Source organism: Faecalibacter sp. (assembly GCF_057177045.1).
Genome location: NZ_CM169987.1, coordinates 60,875 through 83,521 on the forward strand (window position 1 = coordinate 60,875; position 22,647 = coordinate 83,521).

Genomic DNA, 22,647 nt, shown 5'->3' on the forward strand with positions numbered 1-22,647 from the left:
TTGAATACAATAGCAATTTTTGAATTGTTGAGTTTTTAGGTTCTAATTTTGGTTGTGGGTCATTCATCGTTGTCAATCATTTTTTAATAAACGCTAAATGATTTGATTTATTTTCACTCCACTGTTAAAATAATGTTATTGTTATCAATAACTTTTCTTAAATTAATTAATGCATAACGCATACGACCCAATGCAGTATTGATGCTTACATCCGTTTCCTCCGCAATTTCTTTAAAACTTAAGTCTTTAAAAATTCGTAGTTCTAAGACTTCACGTTGATCGTCAGGTAATTGTTTGACAAGATTTTTTAAATCCACGTCAATTTGTTCTTTGATGATTTTAGTTTCAGAACATTCATCCATTATTCCGATGTAATCAAAAATATTATATTCATCGTTATAATGAGAAGTTTCGTTAATAATGTTGTGGCGTTTATTTAAACGGAAATGATCAATCGTTAGGTTATGAGCAATTCGCATTACCCAAGGTAAAAATTTTCCTTCATCGTTATATTTCCCACCTTTTAATGTAAGAATAACTTTAACAAAAGTATCTTGAAAGATATCTTCTGTTACATCTCGATCTAGAACCTTAGAGTAAATAAAACTGTATATTCTACCTTTATATCTTTCTATTAACGTTTGTAATGCCCCTTCGTTCCCTTGCTGGTACGAAGCGATTAGTAGAGAATCATCCACGTTATTCATATGATGTTAAATTATAGTAGTTGTGTTTAAATTATAAAGTAGAATATGTTTCGATAAGCAGTATTGTTTATGATTATTGAATCAAATATAAAATTAAATCTTATTAAAAGTATAATTTTAACATAAAAAAATACAAAAAAAGCCCTTCTGTTGAAGAGCTTTTAATAAATATTGTTTAAAATTATTAATTTATTACAATTTAGCGGAATGCTCTAATAAATCAACAACTTTGTTAGAGTAGCCAATTTCGTTATCATACCATGCTACAAGCTTTACAAAAGTAGGAGATAACATGATGCCTGCTCCAGCGTCAAAAATCGATGTTCTTGTATCTCCAATAAAATCTTGAGAGACTACAGCATCTTCTGTATAACCAACGATCCCTTTTAGTGAACCATTTGCTGCATCTTTCATTACTTTTTTGATTTCATCATAGTTGGTTTCTTTTTCTAAGCGAACCGTTAAATCAACGACTGATACATCAACCGTAGGTACACGGAAAGACATCCCTGTTAATTTTCCATTTAATTCTGGAATTACTTTTCCAACAGCTTTAGCAGCACCAGTTGAAGAAGGGATAATGTTATTCATGGCGCTTCGTCCACCTCTCCAATCTTTTGCAGATGGTCCATCCACCGTTTTTTGTGTTGCAGTAGTCGCATGCACTGTAGTCATCAACCCTTCAGCGATTCCGAAATTTTCGTGAATTACTTTCGCTAATGGTGCTAAACAATTTGTCGTACATGAAGCATTCGAAATAATCGTATCTTCTGCTGTTAATTGATCATGATTAACCCCCATAACAAACATTGGTGTGTCATCTTTAGAAGGTCCAGTTAAAATTACTTTTTTAGCTCCTGCTTCAATATGTTTTCCTGCTGTTTCTTTTGTCATGAAAATTCCTGTTGCTTCCACAATATATTCAGCACCCACTTCATTCCATTTAAGGTTCGCAGGGTCTTTTTCAGCGGTTACACGAATAGATTTACCATTAACAATTAAGGTATTTCCTTCAACAGCAATTTCACCTTTAAATGCTCCATGAACTGAATCATATTTTAGCATATACGCTAAATAATCAGCATCAACCAAATCGTTGATTCCGACAACTTCAACATTTTCTCTTTCAGTTAACACACGGAAGACTAAACGACCGATGCGTCCGAATCCATTGATTCCAACTTTAATTTTTGACATAGTTTTGATATATATTTTTTCCCTTTTATTATTTGAAATTAAATCGCTAGAATATTAGAAACTTTGATTAGTTCTTTATCGATTTCATTGTGTTTTTTAATGGCTTCTTCAATTGGTGTAAAAACTACTTTATTGGATTGGATCCCAGCCATTAAATTAGTTTTACCATCAAGTAAACCTTCTACGGCAGCAATACCTAAACGAGAAGCTAAGACACGATCATGACATGAAGGCGAACCTCCACGTTGGATATGTCCTAATACTGTTACTCGGATATCATATTCTGGATGTCTTTCTTTCACTTGTTTGGCGATTTCATAAACACCACCTAATTGTTCCCCTTCAGCAATAACTACAATTGAAGAATTTTTGCCCGATTCTGAAGAACGTTCTAAAGATTCGCACAATTCTTCAACACTATCTTTTTCCTCTGGGATTAAGATATCTTGAGCACCAGAGGCTATACCACTATTAAGAGCAATAAAACCAGCATCACGTCCCATCACTTCTACGAAAAATACTCGGTTATGAGAAGTTGCTGTATCGCGTAATTTGTCAATGGCTTCTACCACTGTATTTAAAGCTGTATCATAACCAATGGTAAAATCAGTACCGAAAATGTCATTGTCGATTGTACCAGGTACTCCGATAAATGGAATTCCAAATTCTTGATGAAAAATATTAGCTCCAGTAAAAGATCCATCACCCCCGATAACCACTAATGCATCAATTTCATTTTCTTTTAAATGATTATATGCTTTTTGACGACCTTCTTTGGTTCTGAATTCTTCTGAACGCGCTGTCATTAAGAAAGTTCCTCCTTGATTAATAATGTTTTTTACTGAACGTGGTCCTAATTCGACCATATCATTTTGGATTAAACCTTCGTAACCTTGTTTAATACCAATAGAAGTTACATTATAATATTTACACGCTCTAACGACTGCACGTAAGGCAGCATTCATTCCTGGTGCATCTCCACCTGAGGTCAAGACACCAATTTTTTTTATAGTAGATGAAGTCACGTTTTTTCCCTTTTATTATTTCAAATATAATAAATATGTTGAATCGATACTAAAATATGATTATTCATTGTCATCATAAATAGGTTTGAGAATACCACTAGCGATATCCCGTTGTAGTATGACAATAATATATAAATCTTCTCGTGTTCGTTTGGGGTCGAAAGTTTCTTTTAAATTGATATTATAAGCACCACCTGCTGTGTTATATAGAAACGCAGAAACTCCTCCACGAAGTTCTTTGATAATATCGTAAGTTGTTTTATTGGTTTCTTTATGTATTAATTTGGTAAGAATTTGACCTCGAGAAACGGTCATATTCTTTAATTGAGACTCAAATTGTTCTGCTAGTGCGCGTTGTCGTTGTTTGATGTAACGTTTTTGATCTCGACGCTTATCCATGGTACTTACCGTATCCATCACTTCATTGTACTCTCTTACCGCAGTACGAACGTATGGCCAAACATCACGGACTCTTTTTCTAAGCCAATAATAATATTTTTTTTCGAGATCTGTTTTGAGTTGAACGGAATAGAATTCAGAATCTTTTAAATAGATGGTATCGATGGGCACAAGATCTTCGTCAAGGAATTCATCTTGTTTAATTTCATTGCTTGAAGATACTCCTAAATCAAGCCCAAAAACTTGAGCATTTACCATATTCATTCCAACAAAACAAAGGAGTAAATTAATGTAAAACTTCATATTCAATCAACTTCAAAAATTGTTCCTAATGTAGTATATTTGTTTGAAATAAAACATAACATGGCAACAAATAATTTATTTGATAAACAATCATTAGATTTTTTAACTACATATTTAAATACGGCATCACCAACAGGTTTCGAATCAGCAGGACAAAAAGTTTGGATCGATTATATCCAACCTTATGTGGATGAAATTAGAACCGATAATTATGGGACAGCTTATGGTATTATTAATCCAGAAGCTCCTTATAAAGTTGTGATTGAAGCTCATGCCGATGAAATATCTTGGTTTGTGAATTACATTTCCGAGGATGGTTTAATTTATGTTGTACGAAATGGGGGATCAGATCATATGATTGCTCCTTCAAAAGTTGTAAATATCCATACGAAAAAAGGAATTGTAAAAGGAGTGTTCGGATGGCCAGCGATTCATTTACGTCAAGGAGGGAAAGAAGAAGCTCCTACACAAGATAAAATTTGGATTGATTGTGGATGTACATCAAAAGATGAAGTATTAGAATTAGGTATCCACGTAGGGTGCGTTATTACTTATCCTGATGAATTCTTTACTCTGAACGATCGTTATTTTGTGTGTCGTGCCATTGATAATCGAATGGGGGGATTTATGATTGCAGAGGTAGCTCGTAAATTATTTGAAAACAAAGATCAATTAGATTACGGATTATATATCGTTAATGCTGTTCAAGAAGAGGTTGGATTGCGTGGTGCAGAAATGGTAACACAAACCATTCAACCCAATGTAGCTATTATTACAGATGTTACTCATGATACGACGACTCCAATGATTACAAAATCGAAGGAAGGTGAACAAAAATGTGGTGATGGACCAGTTATTTATTATGCGCCAGCGGTACAAAATAATTTACGTGAATTAATTATTGATGCAGCAGAAAAAAATAATATTCCTTTTCAACGTGCAGCAGCTTCTCGTGTAACAGGTACAGATACAGATGCATTTGCTTATAGCAACGGAGGTGTTCCTTCAGCATTAATTTCATTACCTTTACGATATATGCATACCACGGTTGAAATGGTCCATCAATCGGATGTAAAAAACGTAATTGAATTAATTTACCAATCAGTAAAAAATATAAAATCGGGTCACAATTTTAAATATCATAACTATTAAATATCGAAAGGCTATCTTAAAGGATAGCCTTTTTTAATATCTTAAATTTATCGTGTGATTTGAAAGTACAATTCGGTTTAAACTTCATCTCTTTGATAATTTGTATATTTGAATAAATAATCAACCATGGCAGAATATATCAGAATACATCCAGAAAATCCTCAAGAAAAAGCAATCGATCAAGTCGTTAAAATCCTACGTGATGGAGGTTTAGTAATTTATCCTTCAGATACCGTTTACGGTTTAGGTTGTGATATTACCAATCAAAAGGCAATGGAGAAATTAGCTCGAATTAAAGGAGTTAAATTGGACAAATCGCAATTTTCGATTGTTTGTAATGATTTGAGTCATCTTTCTAATTTTACTTTACCTATTGATAACAGTACATTTCGAATTTTAAAACGTGCTTTACCTGGCCCTTTTACGTTTGTAATGAATGCTTCTAAAAATCTACCCTCAGCATACAAAGGGAAGAAAACAGTAGGTATTCGTGTCCCAGATCATTTAGTGCCACAGATGATTGTTGAAAAATTAGGTAATCCAATTGCATCCACTTCAATTCGTGATGAAGATGAAATCATTGAATATACGACAGATCCAGAATTGATCTTTGAGAAATGGGAAAATTTGGTCGATGCTGTAGTCGATAGTGGTTATGGTGATAATGTGGCATCTACTATTGTGGACATGACTGATGGAGTTGAAGTTCTGCGTGAGGGAAAAGGAGATATAGAACAATATTTATAATACGATACATTAAGAATGAAGATATTACTTTCGCCTGCTAAAATGATGAGTTTAGAAACCAATGCGAATTGGAAAACGACAACTCCTCAATTCTTAGAACATTCACAAGAGATTATGAATGTAATGAAAGAGATGAGTGCAAACGATTTAGAACAATTGATGAAAATTTCTAAGGATATTGCTACGATGAATGTGGAACGTAATCAGGCGTGGAATATAAAACCGACTGCAAAACAATCGGTTTCAGCAGCTTTAGCTTTTAAAGGTGAAGTCTATCGTGCTTTGGATGCAGAAACACTTTCAGTAGAGGCTCAAAATTATTTGAATCAGAACGTATTTTTATTGTCTGGTTTGTATGGAATGCTTCGACCGACAGATAAAGTGATGCTTTATCGCTTAGAAATGGGATCTAAACTAGATGTTAATGGTTCTAAAAATCTTTATGGTTTTTGGAAAGAAATTTTAACACCATTCTTTAATTCTAAATTGAAGAAAGACGAATTTATTTTGAATTTAGCAAGTAATGAATATGCTAAAGTTTTAGATAAAAAAGCATTGAAAGTACCAATGGTTGAGGTCGAATTTCAGGATTATAAAGATGGGAAATTAAAGAAAATCATGATGTACTTTAAACATGCTAGGGGAGCTATGGCGCGTTACTGTGCAGAAAATAATGTCCAAACCCTAGAAGAAGTGAAAGCTTTTAATGTGGATGGATATCGTTTTGATGAAAATTTATCAAAAGAAAATTTACTTATTTTTACACGATAAGCGTCGTGGCATTATATTTTATAAAGGCTGCATGATGTAGCCTTTTTTTATTTTAACCTTATGGATAACTCAACGAATCAATTTCAATTACCGTTTCAACCGATTTATAGTTTTGCCAGTATTATCAAAGAATTAGAAAATTCAAATGATAAGATGGTCGATATCCGTACTTTTTTAACCTCTTTACATGTCAATGTCGAGCAGCTTATTAATGGGGTTGATTCAATTGATAAATTTGAGGCGTTATTAAAAGATGTTTCACCACTGTTGGAACAAATTATTCCGAGTGCAATGACGAAAAATAATCTGAAAGCGTTATGTTTTCCAATGATTGAGAAATACATTTATCCGACAGAATCATTGCACCAGATTATCGATGGTCACCATGTTGTGATTAAAACAAAATATCAAGATTTAAATGCTTATGACTATTATAAATTGGCGTGTTGCTTTATTTTAAGTCGTTATTATGGTATAAATTTAGAGTCCAACCAAACCAATACCATAGAAGTTGATCAAGGTTTAGGTTACAGTAGTTTTTATACTGTGCATTATGATATCGATTATTTTGATGTTTATCCTATTGATCCATCATATGAATTAACAAAAGATCAAATTGATGATTTATTAAATAATTATGAAAATACATCACTTTGGTACGAATACATGCCTCCTAATTCTTGGGTTGCAAAAGGAATAGCGATAGCTTCATTATTTGATAACACCACTGAGATTGCGTTATCGAATCTGAAAACCAATTTGATTTCCATTAACGAAATTTTGGATAATATCAATGATGAAGCTGTAAAGTCTTTGAAATCTATCTTTCGAATTAGTGATTTAATCATTGGATTCTCAAGTTTAAATGACGAAAATAACACCATTGAAGGTTTACAAAATAAATCCATTAAAGAAAGTTTAATCCTTAATCATGGTAAAACCATGAAACGAGACGATTTATTCTGTACCAATTTTATTGATCAAATTGTTTCATCCAATTATTATGTCATCTCTAATATTGAAAAACATAAAGAACGTTTTTCAAGTGATATAATGATTGATAATTTATTAGCGCAAGGCATAAAAAGTATAATCCTCTATCCTTTAAGAAAAGGTGATGAAAATTTAGGGATTTTGGAAATAGCCTCTTCAATTCCAGGAGCTTTCAACCGAATCAATGCATCGTTATTAAAAGATTTATTGCCTTTAATTGAAGACTCGATTCATCGTTATTCGATCGAATTTATGCATCAAGTGAATTCCTTTATTCAGACCGAATACACTTCTTTACATCCTAGTGTCGAATGGAAGTTTAAAAATAAAGCGATTGAAATTATTTTAAATCCTGATTCAGCGGAAAAGAAATCTGAAATTTCATTTAATGATGTTTATCCTTTTTATGGCGAATTGGATGTTCGAAGTTCATCAATGCTACGCAATCAATGCATGAAAATGGATTATCAGAACCAAATGAATTTCTTGATCAAAGTATGTGAAGAAATGTACCGACGTTCAGGTAAAACAAAATTTTTAGAAGATATTGAACAATTAAATAAGTTTCTGAGCCGAATCGATCAAGTAGAAAAAATCTATTTTGAACGTGAAATCTTTGAATTTATTTCGTTGAATATACATCCTGAAATTCCCAATTATACTCTTGAAAATGAAGAATCCATCATTGCAGATTATTTAGGAAAATTAGATGCTTATACAGGATTATTTTATGTGGAACGTAAGAAGTTTGATGAATCCATACAAATATTAAATAAAACAATATCTACAGGGCTTGATCAATATCAGGTAGAGGCACAAACCATTATACCACATTATTACGAACGATTTAAAACCGATGGTATTGATTTTAATTTGTATGTTGGTCGCAGTATTTCGCCTAAATATACATTTGATTATTCAATTGTTCGTCAGTTGCGCTTTTGGCAAATTAAAACAATGATTTTATTAGAGCAAAGCTATCATGCCATTAAAACAACATTGCCAATGCCTTTGGAAATTGCAAGTCTAATCTTAAGTTCTAATTTAACGTTAGATATCACGTTTAAATTGGATGAAAAACGATTTGATGTGGATGGGTATAATAATGCCAAATATGAAATCATTAAAAAACGAATCAACAAAGCTTATGTCAAAGGAAGTAATGAACGTATTAATATTCCTGGACATATCTGCGTGATTTACACAGAAGATATTTTACGTGAGGAGTATACCTATTGTATAAATCAATTGATTGCACAAGGTTTTTTACATCATACGATTGAATATTTAGAAGTAGAGGAACTCCAAAGCTTAGGAGGGTTACGAGCAATACGAGTTCCTATCGTATATCATTAATTGTTGATGAATAATGCAATCGCAAAAGCCGAAACAGATAAAATAATTCCAATCATAAATAGAGTGTAAGTAATGTTTAATAAACGATACTTACGTTCTAATACTTTACCTAAAAAATATAAATCTCGGGTTAAAGAATTATAGACATAATCTCGATCTTTGATTAATTCGTCCATTGCTTCTTCATAAGAATCAATTGCCATTTGATAAAAGTTTCCAAAGAATAATAAATTTACTTTTCTCATTTTAATGTCTTCTTCTGTGAACTTGGAATAGGTCACTTTTGGTTTAGTGGAAAGAATGGCAAATACAATAGAAACGACGCTAGAGACCAATAATACAATGGAAGGGATCAGTAAATATTCATTTTTAGGTGAACCTAATTTTGGAATTAAAGTCGATAGCGCAATGGATATAATAATGGCATTAACTGAAAGTAAAATATTAGCTTTAGAGTCCGCAATGTCACTTAAACGGGTGTGGTTACTTAGAGTTACACGAAATAACGTATCCACTCCACGATCCATTTGTTGGATCTTATCATTTTTCTTTTTCTTTAATTCATATTTATTCAGTGATTCACCAATCTTTTCAATTTCAGTGATTTTATTTTGAATCCAAATCAAATTCATATCTTTTTGATTTTGCCATAATTGTTTGGCAGCATCACTGTAATATCGGTGGTAATTCAAAAAGAAACTACGATTTTCTAAATGCCATTCGTAATCTGTAAACTCTTTATGATGGGTTTTTGCAATTTCATTACGAAGTAATTCCGCAAATTTTGGGTATTCTTCATGACCCAGATGGAATCCATCTGCATCTCGTATAATAAATTCTGGTAAGGATTGTGGAGTTGTATGAATTGCAGTAGAAAGAATTAATTTTTCAACTTCTTGAATAATTAGGTCTGAAAATTGATGTTCTCGCAAATAGTCTGCTGCAATCGTAGCACTATGTTTTTCATGTTGTTCCAAAGATTTGGTATAACCAGTATCATGAAACCACGCGGCAACCAAAAGATTAAATTCATCTTCAGGTGATACATCGGAAAGTCTGCTCAGTTTTTTAACCGCTTCAACTACCATTACTGTATGCATAAAATTATGGTAAGTGTAGTCGAAAGAAAGGTTATCTTTGAACAACGAAAAAATGTAGTTTTCGATCGTATTTAAAGGATCAAGCATGACGCTAATATTTAATAGTTAATTTATGAAAATTCTGCCAACTTTTTGCAACTTTAAGAAAAATTATCCACTCTATCTATTGGTTGGATCATCTTTTTACTTAACATCTTGTGCGACTCATCATGCACAATTTGGTAAAAATGTAAAAAATCAAACAGAAGTACAAGTTAAAGGAAAAGTGATACAATCCTTTTACTTGTTGGGTGATGGTGGTGAATTAGCGTTGGAAAAAAATCAGTCCAATTTAAAACTCTTACAAGCTCAATTAGAAAAAGCAGATTCTTCATCCTATTTAGTCTTTTTAGGGGATAATGTCTATCCTAAAGGTTTAAATCCTGAGAAAGATTCCGATGAAAATCGAGAAGGTAAAAATCGATTGGATGTTCAGATTAACTTAGCGAAAAATTTTAAAGGAAAAACATTGTTTGTTCCTGGAAATCATGATTGGTATAATGGTTTGGAGGGCTTAAAGGCACAAGAAAAGTACATTAAAAAGCATATTGATCAAAAAAAGATCTTTCTCCCAAAAGATGGTTGTGGAATTGATAAGATAAAAGTTAATGATAGTATTGGTGTCATAACGTTAGATTCACAATGGTATCTAGAGGATTGGGATAAACATCCGAATTTGAATGAGAAATGTGATGTCAAAACTCGAGAAGCTTTTTTCGAAGAGATCGAATCCCAATTAAATAAATTTCAAAATCGTACAACTGTTCTTGTTACACATCATCCATTAATTACCAATGGTTCTCATGGCGGAAAGTATAGTGTAAAGCAACAATTGTTTCCGTTTGATAACTACTTTCCTTTACCGGTTGTGGGGAGTTTATTAAACTTAATCCGTGCAACTTCAGGATTAAGTCCTCAAGATTTACAGAATTCTTTTTATCGTGATTTTGCTTCGCGTATTTCAACATTAATACAAGATCGATCAAATGTCATCGTGGTATCAGGACATGATCATAATCTTCAATATTTAGAGCAAAATAATTTAAAACAAATTATTAGTGGATCGGCATCTAAACAACAAGCTGCAAAAAAATCGGGACCAAATGATTTTTCGTATGGACGAAAAGGATATGCAGTTTTAGAAATTATGGACAATGGCGCCTCTCGAATTAAATATTATGGTTTTAGAGAAGAGGATGTCGAATTATTATTTTCTCAACAACTGACGGAAGAAAAAAAAGAATATAAAGATCCAGGCTATCAAAATCCAGACGTTGGATTGGTTAAGTCAACAGTATACGATAAAGAAGCTACTCGAAAAAATGATATCTATAAATTTTTCTTTGGCCGTCATTACCGTAAAACGTATGGAACTGAAGTAAGTGTGCCATCGGTTGATTTATCGAAATTATATGGTGGTTTAACGCCAATTCGAGCTGGAGGTGGGCATCAAACGAATTCTCTTCGTTTAGTAGATGATAAAAATAGAGAGTATAATATGCGTGCTGTAAAGAAAAGTGCAACACGTTTTATTCAATCTGTTGCATTCAAAAATGAATATGTTGCTGAAGAGTTTGAAAATACTTTTACAGAAAAATTCTTATTGGATTTTTATACCACAACTCATCCGTATTATCCAATGGTTATTCCAGATATGCAAAAAGCATTAGGAATATTCCATGCGGATCCCAAATTATATTATGTTCCAAAACAGACACAATTAAAAGAGTATAATGAACGATTTGGAGATGAATTATATTTTATAGAAGAACGTCCAACAGTAGAACATGATGCGGTTGAACGATTCGGAAATCCATTGGATATTGTAAGTACAGATGAAATGTTAGCCAATATACAGAAATCACCATCTACAATTGTGGATAAGGAAATGTATATGCGTGTGCGTCTTTTTGATATGTTGGTAGGAGATTGGGATCGTCATGCTGATCAATGGCGTTGGGCTGAATTTAAAGAAGGAAATACAACCATTTATCGCCCTATACCAAGAGATCGTGACCAAGTATTTCCACGTTATGATGGTTTCTTATTTGATGTCATCATGGGGATTCCATTATTGCGTCACATGCAAGATTTTAAAGATGATATAAAAAGTTTAAAATGGTTCAATCGAGAGCCTTATAACCTTGATTTGGCTTTATTAGAAGCTTCGGATTTAGAGCAATGGACGACACAAGCTGAATTTATTCAACAAAATTTAACCGAGGAAATTATAACAAAATCATTCGAAAAACTCCCAAAAGAAGTTAAAAATAATTATGATCAAGTGGTCATAGATCGTTTACTTGAACGAAAAACGAAGTTGGTTAATTTTGCCAAAGAATATCATAAGGTTTTATCGAAATTGGTGATAATTAGAGGTACAAATGATCCAGAAGATTTCCATATTACACGTTTACCGAAAGGAAAAACTCACATTAAAATTATATCAAAAAATACAGATGAGGTTTTATTGGATCGTACTTTCGACCGTAAAGAAACCAAAGAAATTCGTTTATATGGTTTAAATGATACTGATACATTTGTAGTTGATGGAAAAGGACGTAATCCAATTTTATTACGCTTAATTGGTGGTATTGATGATGATGTATATGAAGTAAAGCGTTCGAAAAATGTGCGTGTATATGATTATAAGAATGGGAATTCAGCTGAAGCTTCTTCATTTTTAACACAGAAAAAATTTGTAAATGATTACGAAATCAATACGTATGATTATACTGCACCAATATATGATGTATTTACTATGTTACCGAATGTTGGATATAACCCAGATGATGGAGTTAAATTAGGTTTATCACCAACTTATACAATTAATGGTTTTGATCGTAAACCATTTTCGCAACGACATACTTTAAAATTAAACTACTTTTTCGCCACACAAGGGGTAGAAGCAACGTATAAAGGAACTTTTATCAAAGCAATTGGTAAATGGCATTTGGATATTAATGGTCGTTATACCACTCCGGCGTTCAGTACGAATTTCTTTGGATTAGGTAATGAATCCATCAATAATCAAAAAGATTTAGGAATGGATTATAACCGAGTACGTCAACAAAGTTATGAAGTAGGACCTTCGGTATATAAAATCTTTAGAAATACAGGTCGATTGGATTTCTTCGCTAATTATAAGTTTATTAAAGTTGAAGAAAATCATGATCGTGTTGTCTTTGATTCTCCTGATGTTAATCCTCAGGTATTTAGGGGTCAGAATTTCACTGAAGTTGGAGCAAATTATCTGTATAGAAATTATGATAATGAGTCGTTACCAACTTTAGGAATGACGTTTTTCGCTCATGCAAAATGGGTTACGAATAACGAACGATTAGAAAATAATTTTGTTTCTACAGAAGCGAACTTAGGTTTTACACATAAATTATCTGCTAACGGAAAATTGACCATTGCATCTATGGTAAAAGGAAAGGCTATTTTTGGAAATGGTTATGAATTTTACCAAGCCATAACATTGGGTGGTGATCAAGATTTAAGAGGATATCGTTTTGGACGTTTTTCAGGTGATAAATCATTTTTACAGACTACGGACTTACGTCTTGATATGGTGAAGTTTAAGGCTGGAATCCCGATGCGTTTAGGTATTTTTGGTGGATTTGATTATGGTCGCGTTTGGCTAAATAACGAAGGTTCAGACAAATGGCATTCTTCAGCTGGAGGAGGGATTTGGTTGAACGGAGCCCAAATGTTAACTGCATCAATTTCTTATTTTAAAGGCTCTGATCCAGGGCGAATTGTTTTTGGACTAAATTTTGGATTTTAACAAAATAAGTGTTAAAATTGTTAAATATATTTAAACGATTAATTCGTAAGAATGTATAATTAACAACTAATACACTAATATGATAAAATTACTCTACTTTAGGGTAGTGCTTATACTCATTACTTGTATAAGCACTATTCCTGTATTTAGTCAAAACTCAGATAGCAATCCATTCGCTTTTAGTGTCTGTACACAAGAGGATATTGAAGGAGTTGTTATTGAAGAAGTTCCAAATTTAGATGTTAGATCTATATGTTCCACTGGTTATACGGAAAGAATTCAGTTTCGTATTGTTAAAATTAGAAGAGCAGGAACATTTACTTTCCAAATTACACCAGCAACTGGTAATGTTGATTATGATTTCTTATCATGGAAATTATCACCAGGTCATCCAAATTATGCTGATTTTGATGTTAATGATGTTAGTTCAATTAACATTGCAACATACAATCGTTTACCGCCAGCTGATAGAGGAAATAGAAATACCGGAGGGCAAGGTAGAACAGTAGGTCTAAGACTTAATGCTCCAACATTATGTCGCGGTGTAGAAGGTGATGGATTAGAAAGACATTACGATGCACAAGTAGGTGACATCATCATTATTGGTATTGATAATTTTGGAGACGGTGATTTTGCAGGTATTAACTTTGGAGGTGATGCTGAGCTTAATTGTGCTGTAGATTTTTACGAATGTATTGATGAAGAAACTAATTTAGCTACTTTCGATTTAGATAGTTATGTAGATGAATTACGCGTTCCAAATACAAATTACGAATACCATTTTTATAATACAGAGGAACACGCTAGTACAAATTTACCAGAAAATAGAATCACGGATAGAATTATTACTTTACCATATTCTGATGAAGGAAGAGATGTTTTCTTAACTTTTGTTGTTCCAAATGGTAATTTAGATATTATTGGCTTAAAATTAAAACCTTTAAAACCACTAAATCTATTAACAGATACTATTTACGGATGTTACGCTGGAACAAATCCACAAACGGGAGCAGTTTTAGGGACATTTAATTTAAATGAGATCTTCCCTCCAGAATATGCTGCTGATGCTTTAATTAGCCGTAAAGTATTTAGAACACGTGCACAAGCAGAAGCAAATGGTACTACAGGTCTAATTGCAGAAAGTGCGTGGACCAACCATGGTGCTGTTGCAGGAACTTATTATGTACGTTTAGAATATGATTTAGGGGAAGAAACAAAATGTGTTAAAATAATTCCTGTAACCTTAGAAATTGTTCGTGTTGTTTTAGCAGAATCTACTATTAATGTGGATGTATGTTTCGAAGAAGTGGTTAATTTAACTCAATTCCAAAATCAATTTGTACCAGAAGAAAATAATTACACATATACATATTATTATGGAGATGTTGAAATTACTAACCCAGCTGAATTTACAGTAACTGAATCAGCTCAAATTACAGTTAAGATTGGAAATGGAAGCTGTATCAGTGAAGGTGTCATTAATTTAAATATGACGGAAGCACCATACATTGAATTCTGGTCTGATTTTACAATGTGTGATAGTGACTTTGACGGAAATTATGAAGTTAATTTAGTTCCTATTCGAGATTTCTTAAGAGATAATACCGGAGATTATGTGTATACATTCTACAAAACTTTAGAAGATGCACAAAATGAAACAAATCCAATTCAAGGAGATGTGGCAATAATCGCTCCAGGTGAAAAATTATTTGTTCGAACAAATTCTGAAGCCAGATGTTTCTCAATTGGAGAAGTACCTTTAGCTGTAGGTGAGACAATTGCTTTTACTGCTCCTACAAATGCATTAGAGGAATGTGTTGGTCCAGAAGGAGTTACTACATTTGATTTAACAATGGTTTTACCAACTTTAGCTTTAGAAGATGGTGTAACATATAAATATTTCCCTTCGAGAGAAGATGCGATAGCAAATACAAATGAGATAACAACGCCTAATGCTTGGCAAACAGCTTTAACAGAAGGAACTGTGTTTATTTTATTACAACAAGAAGGTAAATGTGATGCATTGGTACCAATTCAATTTACAACAATTGAAGCACCTTCAATTGATGTTTCCTCTAATGGTGTTATTTGTGAAGGAGAAGTCTATACATTAGATTTATCAGGTTACGAAAATTATTCTTTTGCAATAACAGGAAATTATACTGAAGTTTCGACAAAAGTTTACCAATTCACAGAAGCAGGTTCGTATACGATTACGATTTCAACAGCTTCAGGATGTCAATCAACATTCGAATTAAACTTAACGGTAGCGCCTCAGCCAGTATTTGCTCCAATTGCAAATGTTGAAATTTGTGATGAGAACTTGGACGGTATTTATGAAATCAACTTAGAGCAAGTAAAAGCCTTAGCAGCTGCTCAAGTGAATACGGCCGCTTTTACTTATCTAGTGAAAGCATTTGCGACAGAAGCTGATGCCATTGCCAATACAAACGAATTGACAGGAACGACGTTTGAAGTTGATGCTTTACCTGCAAAAGTTTGGTTTAGAGCTTCAGCGAATGACGAGTCTGTATGTTTTGCAGTGACTTCATTAGATGTTGTCCCAGCAAATGCCATTACATTTACTCCTATTGCTCAAGTATTAGAAACTTGTGAAGTTCCTAACGCATCAGAGGTTACATTTGATTTAACTTCAATGGCACCTTTATTTAATACGTCAGCAACAATTACATACTTTACATCAGAAGAAGATGCGAAGAACAATACAAATGCTATTCAAACACCTAATGCATGGACAACTCCTACAACAGAAGGTACAATTTATGTTCGTTTTGATCAAGCTGACTTATGTTCTACGATTTCATCATTCCAATATGTCGTAAATCCATTACCAGAAATTACATTTGAAACAACAGCAGAAATATGTGATACAGAAACATACGTTTTAGATTTATCAGCTTACACTGCTTATACAATTGAATTGACAGGTACAAATGTTGTAGCTTTAGGAAACAATAAATTTGAATTAAATACTGCAGGAACATATGCGATAGCAGTAACATCAGACAAAGGATGTACATCGAACTTTACATTTACTTTAGTTGTCAATGCTTTACCAGAATTTACAGATGTTAATTCATTTGGAGTTTGTGATTCTAATGTAGATGGTGAATATGAATTAAACTTAGATGCTTTATCTCAAGTAGTTTTAGTGAATTCAAATGGAATAACATTAACTTATTTCCGTACAGAGGCTGATTTATTAGCCAATAGAAACGAGATTACGGGAAGCGAATATTTAATGCGCTTACCAGCTCAAATTTGGGTTAAAGCTACAACTGCATCAGGATGTTTCGTACATAAATCAATCGAATTGGTACAAGGAGATTCAATTGTTGTGACTCCAGCAACTACACCATTAGAAGTTTGTATGGACCAAAACGGAGTTGCAGAATTTGATTTAACATCAGTTCGTTCTCAATTTAACGTTCCTGCAGGATATATTTTATCATACTATCCAACATTGACAGATCTACAAAATGGAACAAATGAGATTTTAAATCCTACAGTATGGACGACTACCACAGCGCGTGGAACTATCTATGTGAAGTTTGAAGCTGCTGGATTATGCCCTGGATATTCTAGCTTCGATTACATCGCTAATCCTTTACCAGCGATTGAAATAGAAGATAAATATTACATTTGTGAAGGTGATGAGTATGTATTAGACTTATCAAACTACACAACAAATATCCAAGTCATTGGAGCAGGAGTGATGAACTTAGGAAACAATAAATTTAGATTATCTCAATTAGGAGTATATAATGTTGTTGTTGAAAATGAATTTGGATGTACTTCTGAATATGCATTTGAGTTAGCAACTTTTGATCCTCCAGCAGTTAGAGAAATCATTGTAGGACAAAATACAATTACAGTAAACATTGTTCCAAATAGAGATTACATCGATGTTCAATATTCTTTAGATGGAATTAACTTCCAATCATCGAATGTATTAGTTGTTCCACAAAGAGGAATGAGCTATACAATTTATGTGAAGATCGCAAATTGTATTTTCGAAATTCAAGAAGTTCAGGTAATTGATATTCCTACGTTCTTCTCACCAAATAATGATGGTTACAATGACGTTTGGAGAATTAGACCAATCCAATTAAATCAATCGGTAGACTTAAAAATATTCGATCGTTTTGGTAAAATCTTGTTCGAACAAAGCGGTAGCCAAGATATTCTTTGGGATGGTAAAGTCGCAGGTAAACCTCTACCAACAACTGATTACTGGTTCACAATCGACATTCAAGGTGAAGGTGTGGTACAAGCAATCAAATATACAGGTAGCATCACCTTAAAAAACAAAGAGTAATTTGTATTAATCAATAGAAAAAGGCTGGTCATTGACCAGCCTTTTTTATTTCGTTTCAATTCTAAAAATAAAATAAATACCTTGATTCAAAATGAATCAAGGCATTTGTATTTTAAATGATTTGATGCTATTCTTCTGATAATTCTAGCCAACGGAATTCTTTTTCTTCGATTTCATCCACAACATTTTGTAATTCTTCACCAATACTAGCAATTTTATCGTAGGGTAAATTAGGGTCTGATAATAACATTGTTAGTTCTTCCTTTTTCGCTTCTAACAGAGGCAAATCTTTATTAATTTGTTCCAATTCCCTTTGTTCTTTATAAGAAAGCTTTCGAGGTTTATTTTCAACTGGTTTGGGAGCTTTAATTTCCTCTTTTGGAACAACTTCTTTTACTTCTTTAATGTCTTCTGTTTCAGGTCTATTTTTATTTTCGATATAATATTCCGTATAAGTACCCATATAGCGTGAAATTTTACCTTCTCCTTCGAAGATCATTAATTCGTCAACCACTTTGTCCATAAAATAACGGTCGTGAGATACAACCAATAAACATCCCTGATAATCGCTTAAGAAATTTTCTAGAACGGTTAATGTCGGCAAGTCTAAATCATTGGTAGGCTCATCCAAAATAAGGAAGTTTGGGTTTCGGTATAGAATAGCCAACAATTGTAAGCGCTTTTTTTCTCCACCGCTTAATTTTGCAATATGAGTATGCTGTTGTTCTGGGGAGAATAAAAATGTTTCCAAGAATTGTTCTGCACGCATTTCTTTCCCATTGGCTAATGGGAAGAAATCAGCAATGTCTTTTACAAATTCAATGACACGTAAATCTTCATTAAATTTTATACCTTCTTGTTTAAAGTGTCCAATATTTAAAGTTTCTCCACGTTCGATGATTCCACTGTCAGCTTCTTCGATTCCTTCAAGCATTTTCAAGAATGTTGTTTTACCAACTCCATTCTTTCCAACTAAACCAATTTTACCTCCGCGGGCAAAAATGTATGAAAAATCATCTAAAATCTTCTTTTCACCAAATGCTTTTGAGACATGTTCCATTTCGATGATTTTTTGACCCAAACGAGTCATAACCATCTCTAATTTAACCTTCTGATCAACAATCTTACGCTTAGCAACTTCTTCAGTTCCATAAAATGCATCAATTCTTGATTTTGATTTTGTCGTTCTAGCTTTTGGTTGGCGACGCATCCACTCAATTTCTTTACGGTATAGGTTCTTCGCTTTATCAATAGTTGCATTTTGATTTTCGATACGAAGGGCTTTATTGGTAATATAGGTTTCGTAATTACCAGAATGCACGTATAATGTCTTGTCTTCCATTTCCAAAATCTTAGTACAAATTGCATCTAAGAAGTAACGATCGTGGGTAACAAGGATTAATGTTTTATTTTCTTTGTTTAAGAAATATTCTAACCATTCGACCATTTCGATGTCTAAATGGTTGGTAGGCTCATCTAAAATCAATAAAACATAACCTGTTTCGAAGCTTAAATCAATTAAAAATTTAGCCAATGAAATTCGTTTACGTTGTCCTCCTGAAAGTTTTCCAATTTTTTGATCCAAAAAGTCAATTTTTAATTTGGATAAGATTTCTTTAATCGTTGGTTCCACTTTCCATGCATCTAACATGTCCATTTTAGCCATCAAATCAATTAATGCGGGATTGGTTGGATCGTTTTCAATCATCGAATCATATTGATGCACCACATCCAACACTTCATTGGAATGGTTGAAAATATATTCTTCTGCTTTTAATTCGTTATCGAAATCATCTGATTGTTCAAACATTAAGATTTTAACCCCTTTACCTACTTGAACTACTCCAGAATCAGGAGAATCTTTCCCGGCTAAAATGCGTAATAAAGTCGATTTACCACTTCCGTTTTTTGCAACAAAGGCAATTTGATCTCCTTCATTGACGTGAAAGTTTACATCTTTGAATAATGTTCGTATTCCGTATGATTTTGTAAGATTTTCAACTGTTAGAAAATTCATTATTGTATTGATTTTATGCTGATGAAATCAACCGTTGAGTTGACTTTTATAATAATAGTTTTCAAAGATAAGGTTTTCGAAATAGTAATTCACCACATAAAAAAAAATCCTGAATCTAATAGAGATACAGGACTTCCAATAATTTTGTCAACGAATTGACAGCATAGTTCAATGTTTAAATTTTTGGTCGATAATGTTAATGGTTTCGACAACAGAATTCGAAATCATGGCGTGTGCGTACGACGGAGTCAATTGATCAAGAGGTTGGTCGATGTATTTGCTTCCACCAATCGACTCCGTATACTTCACATTTTTTTGAATCAAATCAAGAATCTGAATGTTAATGTAGGTTTTTGCTACTAAATTTTTCATTTCATTGGATTCTTCATCTAATCCTGTGGTTACTTTAATAAAAAGTAAATCATCATAGTTATATTTTGATTTCAATTGCTTAAAATCAAAATTAACGTACTCATTCATAGGTTCAGTACTGTTAAGGAAATCTCTCGGGTCGTAATGTTTTAAAAGTTCAAATTGATAATGGTTATTTTTTAAAAATTCTACTGCTTTGGATTCGACAAATGATTTAATTTCATTGTTATTCTTTAGATCTGATAAAATGTTATCCAATCGATTATGGATGATTTGATTCGAAGAATGTTTATTAAAACAATGCAAAGAGTCAACATAAATCACCACACCAACTTTACCTACAGGAATGTCCAATATATTTTCTGAAAGGTCATCTGAAAGAGGTTCAGATTTTTTTGATTCACATCCCACTAGGAGCATCAAAAACAGCGATAATATAATTATTCTACTGATCATATCGTTCAATCTTTATTCCTCTTAAATTTAACATTAATTTATTAAAAATCAATATTTTTTAAAAAGTTTCTTCTTCATCATCAAAAGTCTTAGCAATCTTATCGATATTTAGGCTTTTTGCCATCGCATCGAAAATTTCCTTGTATGTTCCACCTTGATGGTAAACGTCTTCATGAACCCCATGTTCCACAACTTCACCTTGTTTCATAACATAGGTATAATCCGAGTCTATAATTTGAGATATGCTATGAGAAATAATAATGACTGTACGATCTTTTTTAATCGCATCTAAACTGTTTTTAATTTGTTCAGTGGCAATGGCATCTAAACTCGCTGTAGGTTCATCCAAGAAGATAATAGGAGGATTTTTTAAAAATAAACGGGCTATAGCAATGCGTTGCTGTTGACCTCCTGAAAGTAATAGTGCTTTAGAATCATAACCATCAGGTAAATCCATAATTTGATCATGAATATAAGCTCGTTTCGCTGCATCTACTATTTCTTCGTGCGTCGCTTGAATATTTCCGTATCGAATATTTTCTTCGATACTTCCGTTAAAAATATGATTCTTTTGTAAGACAAGACCTACGTTTTCGCGCAAAAATTGAGTATCATATTCTTCTAAATCGATGCCGTCCAAATAGATTTTACCTCGATTGGGTTGATAAAACTTATCCAATAAATTGATAACTGTACTTTTACCAGCGCCCGATAATCCTACTAATGCTGTGATTTTGTTGGGTTCAATGGTCATGTTTATGCTTTTTAAAGCATGTAATCCATTCGGATAATAAAAATCTACATTTTCGATTCTGAATTCACCTTTTAATTCTTTTGGAATATATTTTCCAGATGATTCTGTTTCTTCTTCTGCATTGATGATCGAAAAGAAGCTTTCTGAATAGATCATGGCATCATTCATCTCATCATAAATACGATGCAATTGTCGAATAGGAGCTGAAACATTATTGAATAATAGAATATGAAACATAATAGCACCAATGGTCATTTGCTGTCCTAGTACCAAATATGCTGTTAGTATGATGATTAATACCACTCCAATTTGTTCAATAAATGTCTTGATACCATCATAATAAAAACTGGTTTTGCGGGTTTGCAATTGATTTTCGGTCAATTGATGTTGCAGATCCAATTGTTTTTGTGCTTCAATATTTTCACGATTAAAAGATTTAATAACGGTGATAGAATCAATAATACCAATAATACCTTGCGATTTTTGTTCACGATACGTTCTAAGGTTTCGACGCCATCCGCCCAATTTTAAGGCTTGACGTTGAGTAATCCAAAAATAAATCGGTATAATACAAAGCCCAACTAATCCGACATAAAAATTGGCATTAAACATAAAAAATAAAGCGACAATCGAATTGGCAAATAGTGGTAAGATATCAATAAAGAAATTTTGGACTAATCGTGTTAAACTTTCAATTCCACGGTCAATACGAGTTTGAAGTTTTCCCGATTGATTGTCTTGATTGGTATAAAAAGCCATCCGATAGGTAAGAATCTTTTCGATAATGGCTTGAGCTAAGTCACGAGAGACATAAATTCTTAATTTCTCACCAAAGTATTTTTGTCCAAAAGTGATGAATAGATTCAAAACTTCTTTTGTCAATAAAATTGCAGAGATAAACAATAAAATCTGCATTCCATCACTTAAACCTTTACCAGCTTCTACTAACTCATTTATGGAATCCACTGTATATTGCAATATCAAAGCATTCACTTGGGCAGTAAATGATCCTATGAGTGTAAGCGTTAAAGTGGCAATTACCAGTGTACGATATGGTTTAACGTAGGGTTTAATGTTGTTGAAAAGTTCGATTAAATTCATAGTGATGGTTTGATTTCTATAAATTTAAC

At 32.8% G+C, this 22,647-nt stretch carries 14 protein-coding genes; 6 read left to right on the forward strand and 8 right to left on the reverse strand.

Annotated features, from left to right (window positions below):
• Positions 1 to 113: 113 nt before the first annotated feature.
• The 4 genes from AC1QSP_RS00275 to AC1QSP_RS00290 all read right to left on the reverse strand — a co-directional run bounded on the left by AC1QSP_RS00275 (position 114) and on the right by AC1QSP_RS00290 (position 3,631).
• Complete coding sequence (locus AC1QSP_RS00275; protein ID WP_484079255.1) at positions 114 to 707, reverse strand: RNA polymerase sigma factor; 594 nt, start codon at positions 705 to 707, stop codon at positions 114 to 116.
• A 192-nt stretch (positions 708 to 899) separates the two neighbouring features.
• Positions 900 to 1,904 (reverse strand): type I glyceraldehyde-3-phosphate dehydrogenase, encoded by a 1,005-nt coding sequence (gap, locus tag AC1QSP_RS00280; protein WP_484079256.1) that lies wholly within the window; start codon positions 1,902 to 1,904, stop codon positions 900 to 902.
• Positions 1,905 to 1,942: 38 nt separating this feature from the next.
• The gene (pfkA, locus tag AC1QSP_RS00285; RefSeq protein ID WP_484079257.1) at positions 1,943 to 2,929 is read right to left on the reverse strand and encodes a 6-phosphofructokinase; all 987 of its coding nucleotides are present in this window, start codon (positions 2,927 to 2,929) and stop codon (positions 1,943 to 1,945) included.
• A gap of 60 nt (positions 2,930 to 2,989) precedes the next feature.
• Complete coding sequence (locus tag AC1QSP_RS00290; protein ID WP_484079258.1) at positions 2,990 to 3,631, reverse strand: DUF4294 domain-containing protein; 642 nt, start codon at positions 3,629 to 3,631, stop codon at positions 2,990 to 2,992.
• A 60-nt stretch (positions 3,632 to 3,691) separates the two neighbouring features.
• Here AC1QSP_RS00290 and AC1QSP_RS00295 point away from each other — a divergent pair, with 60 nt between their 5' ends.
• From AC1QSP_RS00295 to AC1QSP_RS00310, 4 genes are all read left to right on the forward strand, one after another.
• Complete coding sequence (locus tag AC1QSP_RS00295; protein WP_322970514.1) at positions 3,692 to 4,783, forward strand: M42 family metallopeptidase; 1,092 nt, start codon at positions 3,692 to 3,694, stop codon at positions 4,781 to 4,783.
• Between the two features lie 126 nt (positions 4,784 to 4,909).
• Positions 4,910 to 5,530 carry an L-threonylcarbamoyladenylate synthase gene (locus AC1QSP_RS00300; RefSeq protein ID WP_322970513.1) on the forward strand — a complete coding sequence of 207 codons (621 nt, stop codon included), beginning with the start codon at positions 4,910 to 4,912 and terminating at the stop codon, positions 5,528 to 5,530.
• Between the two features lie 15 nt (positions 5,531 to 5,545).
• On the forward strand, positions 5,546 to 6,301 hold the full coding sequence (gene yaaA / locus AC1QSP_RS00305; protein WP_322970512.1) for a peroxide stress protein YaaA: 756 nt from the start codon (positions 5,546 to 5,548) through the stop codon (positions 6,299 to 6,301).
• Positions 6,302 to 6,361: 60 nt separating this feature from the next.
• Complete coding sequence (locus AC1QSP_RS00310; RefSeq protein ID WP_484079259.1) at positions 6,362 to 8,650, forward strand: GAF domain-containing protein; 2,289 nt, start codon at positions 6,362 to 6,364, stop codon at positions 8,648 to 8,650.
• On the opposite strand, the gene AC1QSP_RS00315 is transcribed toward AC1QSP_RS00310, so the two are convergent.
• Entirely contained in the window at positions 8,647 to 9,837 is a 1,191-nt protein-coding gene (locus tag AC1QSP_RS00315; protein WP_484079260.1) for a Pycsar system effector family protein, read from the reverse strand. The two genes, AC1QSP_RS00310 and AC1QSP_RS00315, sit on opposite strands and share 4 nt — an antisense overlap.
• Positions 9,838 to 9,862: 25 nt before the next feature.
• On the opposite strand from AC1QSP_RS00315, the gene AC1QSP_RS00320 reads away from it, so the two are divergent.
• Both AC1QSP_RS00320 and AC1QSP_RS00325 read left to right on the forward strand, forming a co-directional pair.
• Positions 9,863 to 13,579 (forward strand): metallophosphoesterase, encoded by a 3,717-nt coding sequence (locus AC1QSP_RS00320; RefSeq protein WP_484079261.1) that lies wholly within the window; start codon positions 9,863 to 9,865, stop codon positions 13,577 to 13,579.
• A gap of 79 nt (positions 13,580 to 13,658) precedes the next feature.
• Entirely contained in the window at positions 13,659 to 17,918 is a 4,260-nt protein-coding gene (locus AC1QSP_RS00325; protein ID WP_484079262.1) for a T9SS type B sorting domain-containing protein, read from the forward strand.
• Positions 17,919 to 18,045: 127 nt separating this feature from the next.
• Here AC1QSP_RS00325 and AC1QSP_RS00330 read toward each other — a convergent pair whose 3' ends face one another.
• The 3 genes from AC1QSP_RS00330 to AC1QSP_RS00340 all read right to left on the reverse strand — a co-directional run bounded on the left by AC1QSP_RS00330 (position 18,046) and on the right by AC1QSP_RS00340 (position 22,618).
• Positions 18,046 to 19,935 (reverse strand): ABC-F family ATP-binding cassette domain-containing protein, encoded by a 1,890-nt coding sequence (locus tag AC1QSP_RS00330; protein WP_484079263.1) that lies wholly within the window; start codon positions 19,933 to 19,935, stop codon positions 18,046 to 18,048.
• A 168-nt stretch (positions 19,936 to 20,103) separates the two neighbouring features.
• Positions 20,104 to 20,763, reverse strand: a complete 660-nt coding sequence (locus AC1QSP_RS00335) for a hypothetical protein (RefSeq protein WP_484079264.1) — start codon at positions 20,761 to 20,763, stop codon at positions 20,104 to 20,106.
• A gap of 58 nt (positions 20,764 to 20,821) precedes the next feature.
• Positions 20,822 to 22,618 carry an ABC transporter ATP-binding protein gene (locus AC1QSP_RS00340; protein ID WP_484079265.1) on the reverse strand — a complete coding sequence of 599 codons (1,797 nt, stop codon included), beginning with the start codon at positions 22,616 to 22,618 and terminating at the stop codon, positions 20,822 to 20,824.
• Positions 22,619 to 22,647: the final 29 nt, after the last annotated feature.

What these genes read in the sequence shown, in the direction of transcription:
- yaaA (WP_322970512.1), top strand. Translation starts at nt 5,546, where the DNA reads ATGAAGATATTACTTTCGCCTGCTAAAATGATGAGTTTAGAAACCAAT.
- AC1QSP_RS00295 (WP_322970514.1), top strand. Translation starts at nt 3,692, where the DNA reads ATGGCAACAAATAATTTATTTGATAAACAATCATTAGATTTTTTAACT.
- AC1QSP_RS00330 (WP_484079263.1), bottom strand. Translation starts at nt 19,935, where the DNA reads ATGAATTTTCTAACAGTTGAAAATCTTACAAAATCATACGGAATACGA.
- AC1QSP_RS00315 (WP_484079260.1), bottom strand. Translation starts at nt 9,837, where the DNA reads ATGCTTGATCCTTTAAATACGATCGAAAACTACATTTTTTCGTTGTTC.
- AC1QSP_RS00340 (WP_484079265.1), bottom strand. Translation starts at nt 22,618, where the DNA reads ATGAATTTAATCGAACTTTTCAACAACATTAAACCCTACGTTAAACCA.
- gap (WP_484079256.1), bottom strand. Translation starts at nt 1,904, where the DNA reads ATGTCAAAAATTAAAGTTGGAATCAATGGATTCGGACGCATCGGTCGT.
- AC1QSP_RS00310 (WP_484079259.1), top strand. Translation starts at nt 6,362, where the DNA reads ATGGATAACTCAACGAATCAATTTCAATTACCGTTTCAACCGATTTAT.
- AC1QSP_RS00320 (WP_484079261.1), top strand. Translation starts at nt 9,863, where the DNA reads ATGAAAATTCTGCCAACTTTTTGCAACTTTAAGAAAAATTATCCACTC.
- AC1QSP_RS00335 (WP_484079264.1), bottom strand. Translation starts at nt 20,763, where the DNA reads ATGATCAGTAGAATAATTATATTATCGCTGTTTTTGATGCTCCTAGTG.
- AC1QSP_RS00300 (WP_322970513.1), top strand. Translation starts at nt 4,910, where the DNA reads ATGGCAGAATATATCAGAATACATCCAGAAAATCCTCAAGAAAAAGCA.
- AC1QSP_RS00325 (WP_484079262.1), top strand. Translation starts at nt 13,659, where the DNA reads ATGATAAAATTACTCTACTTTAGGGTAGTGCTTATACTCATTACTTGT.
- AC1QSP_RS00275 (WP_484079255.1), bottom strand. Translation starts at nt 707, where the DNA reads ATGAATAACGTGGATGATTCTCTACTAATCGCTTCGTACCAGCAAGGG.
- AC1QSP_RS00290 (WP_484079258.1), bottom strand. Translation starts at nt 3,631, where the DNA reads ATGAAGTTTTACATTAATTTACTCCTTTGTTTTGTTGGAATGAATATG.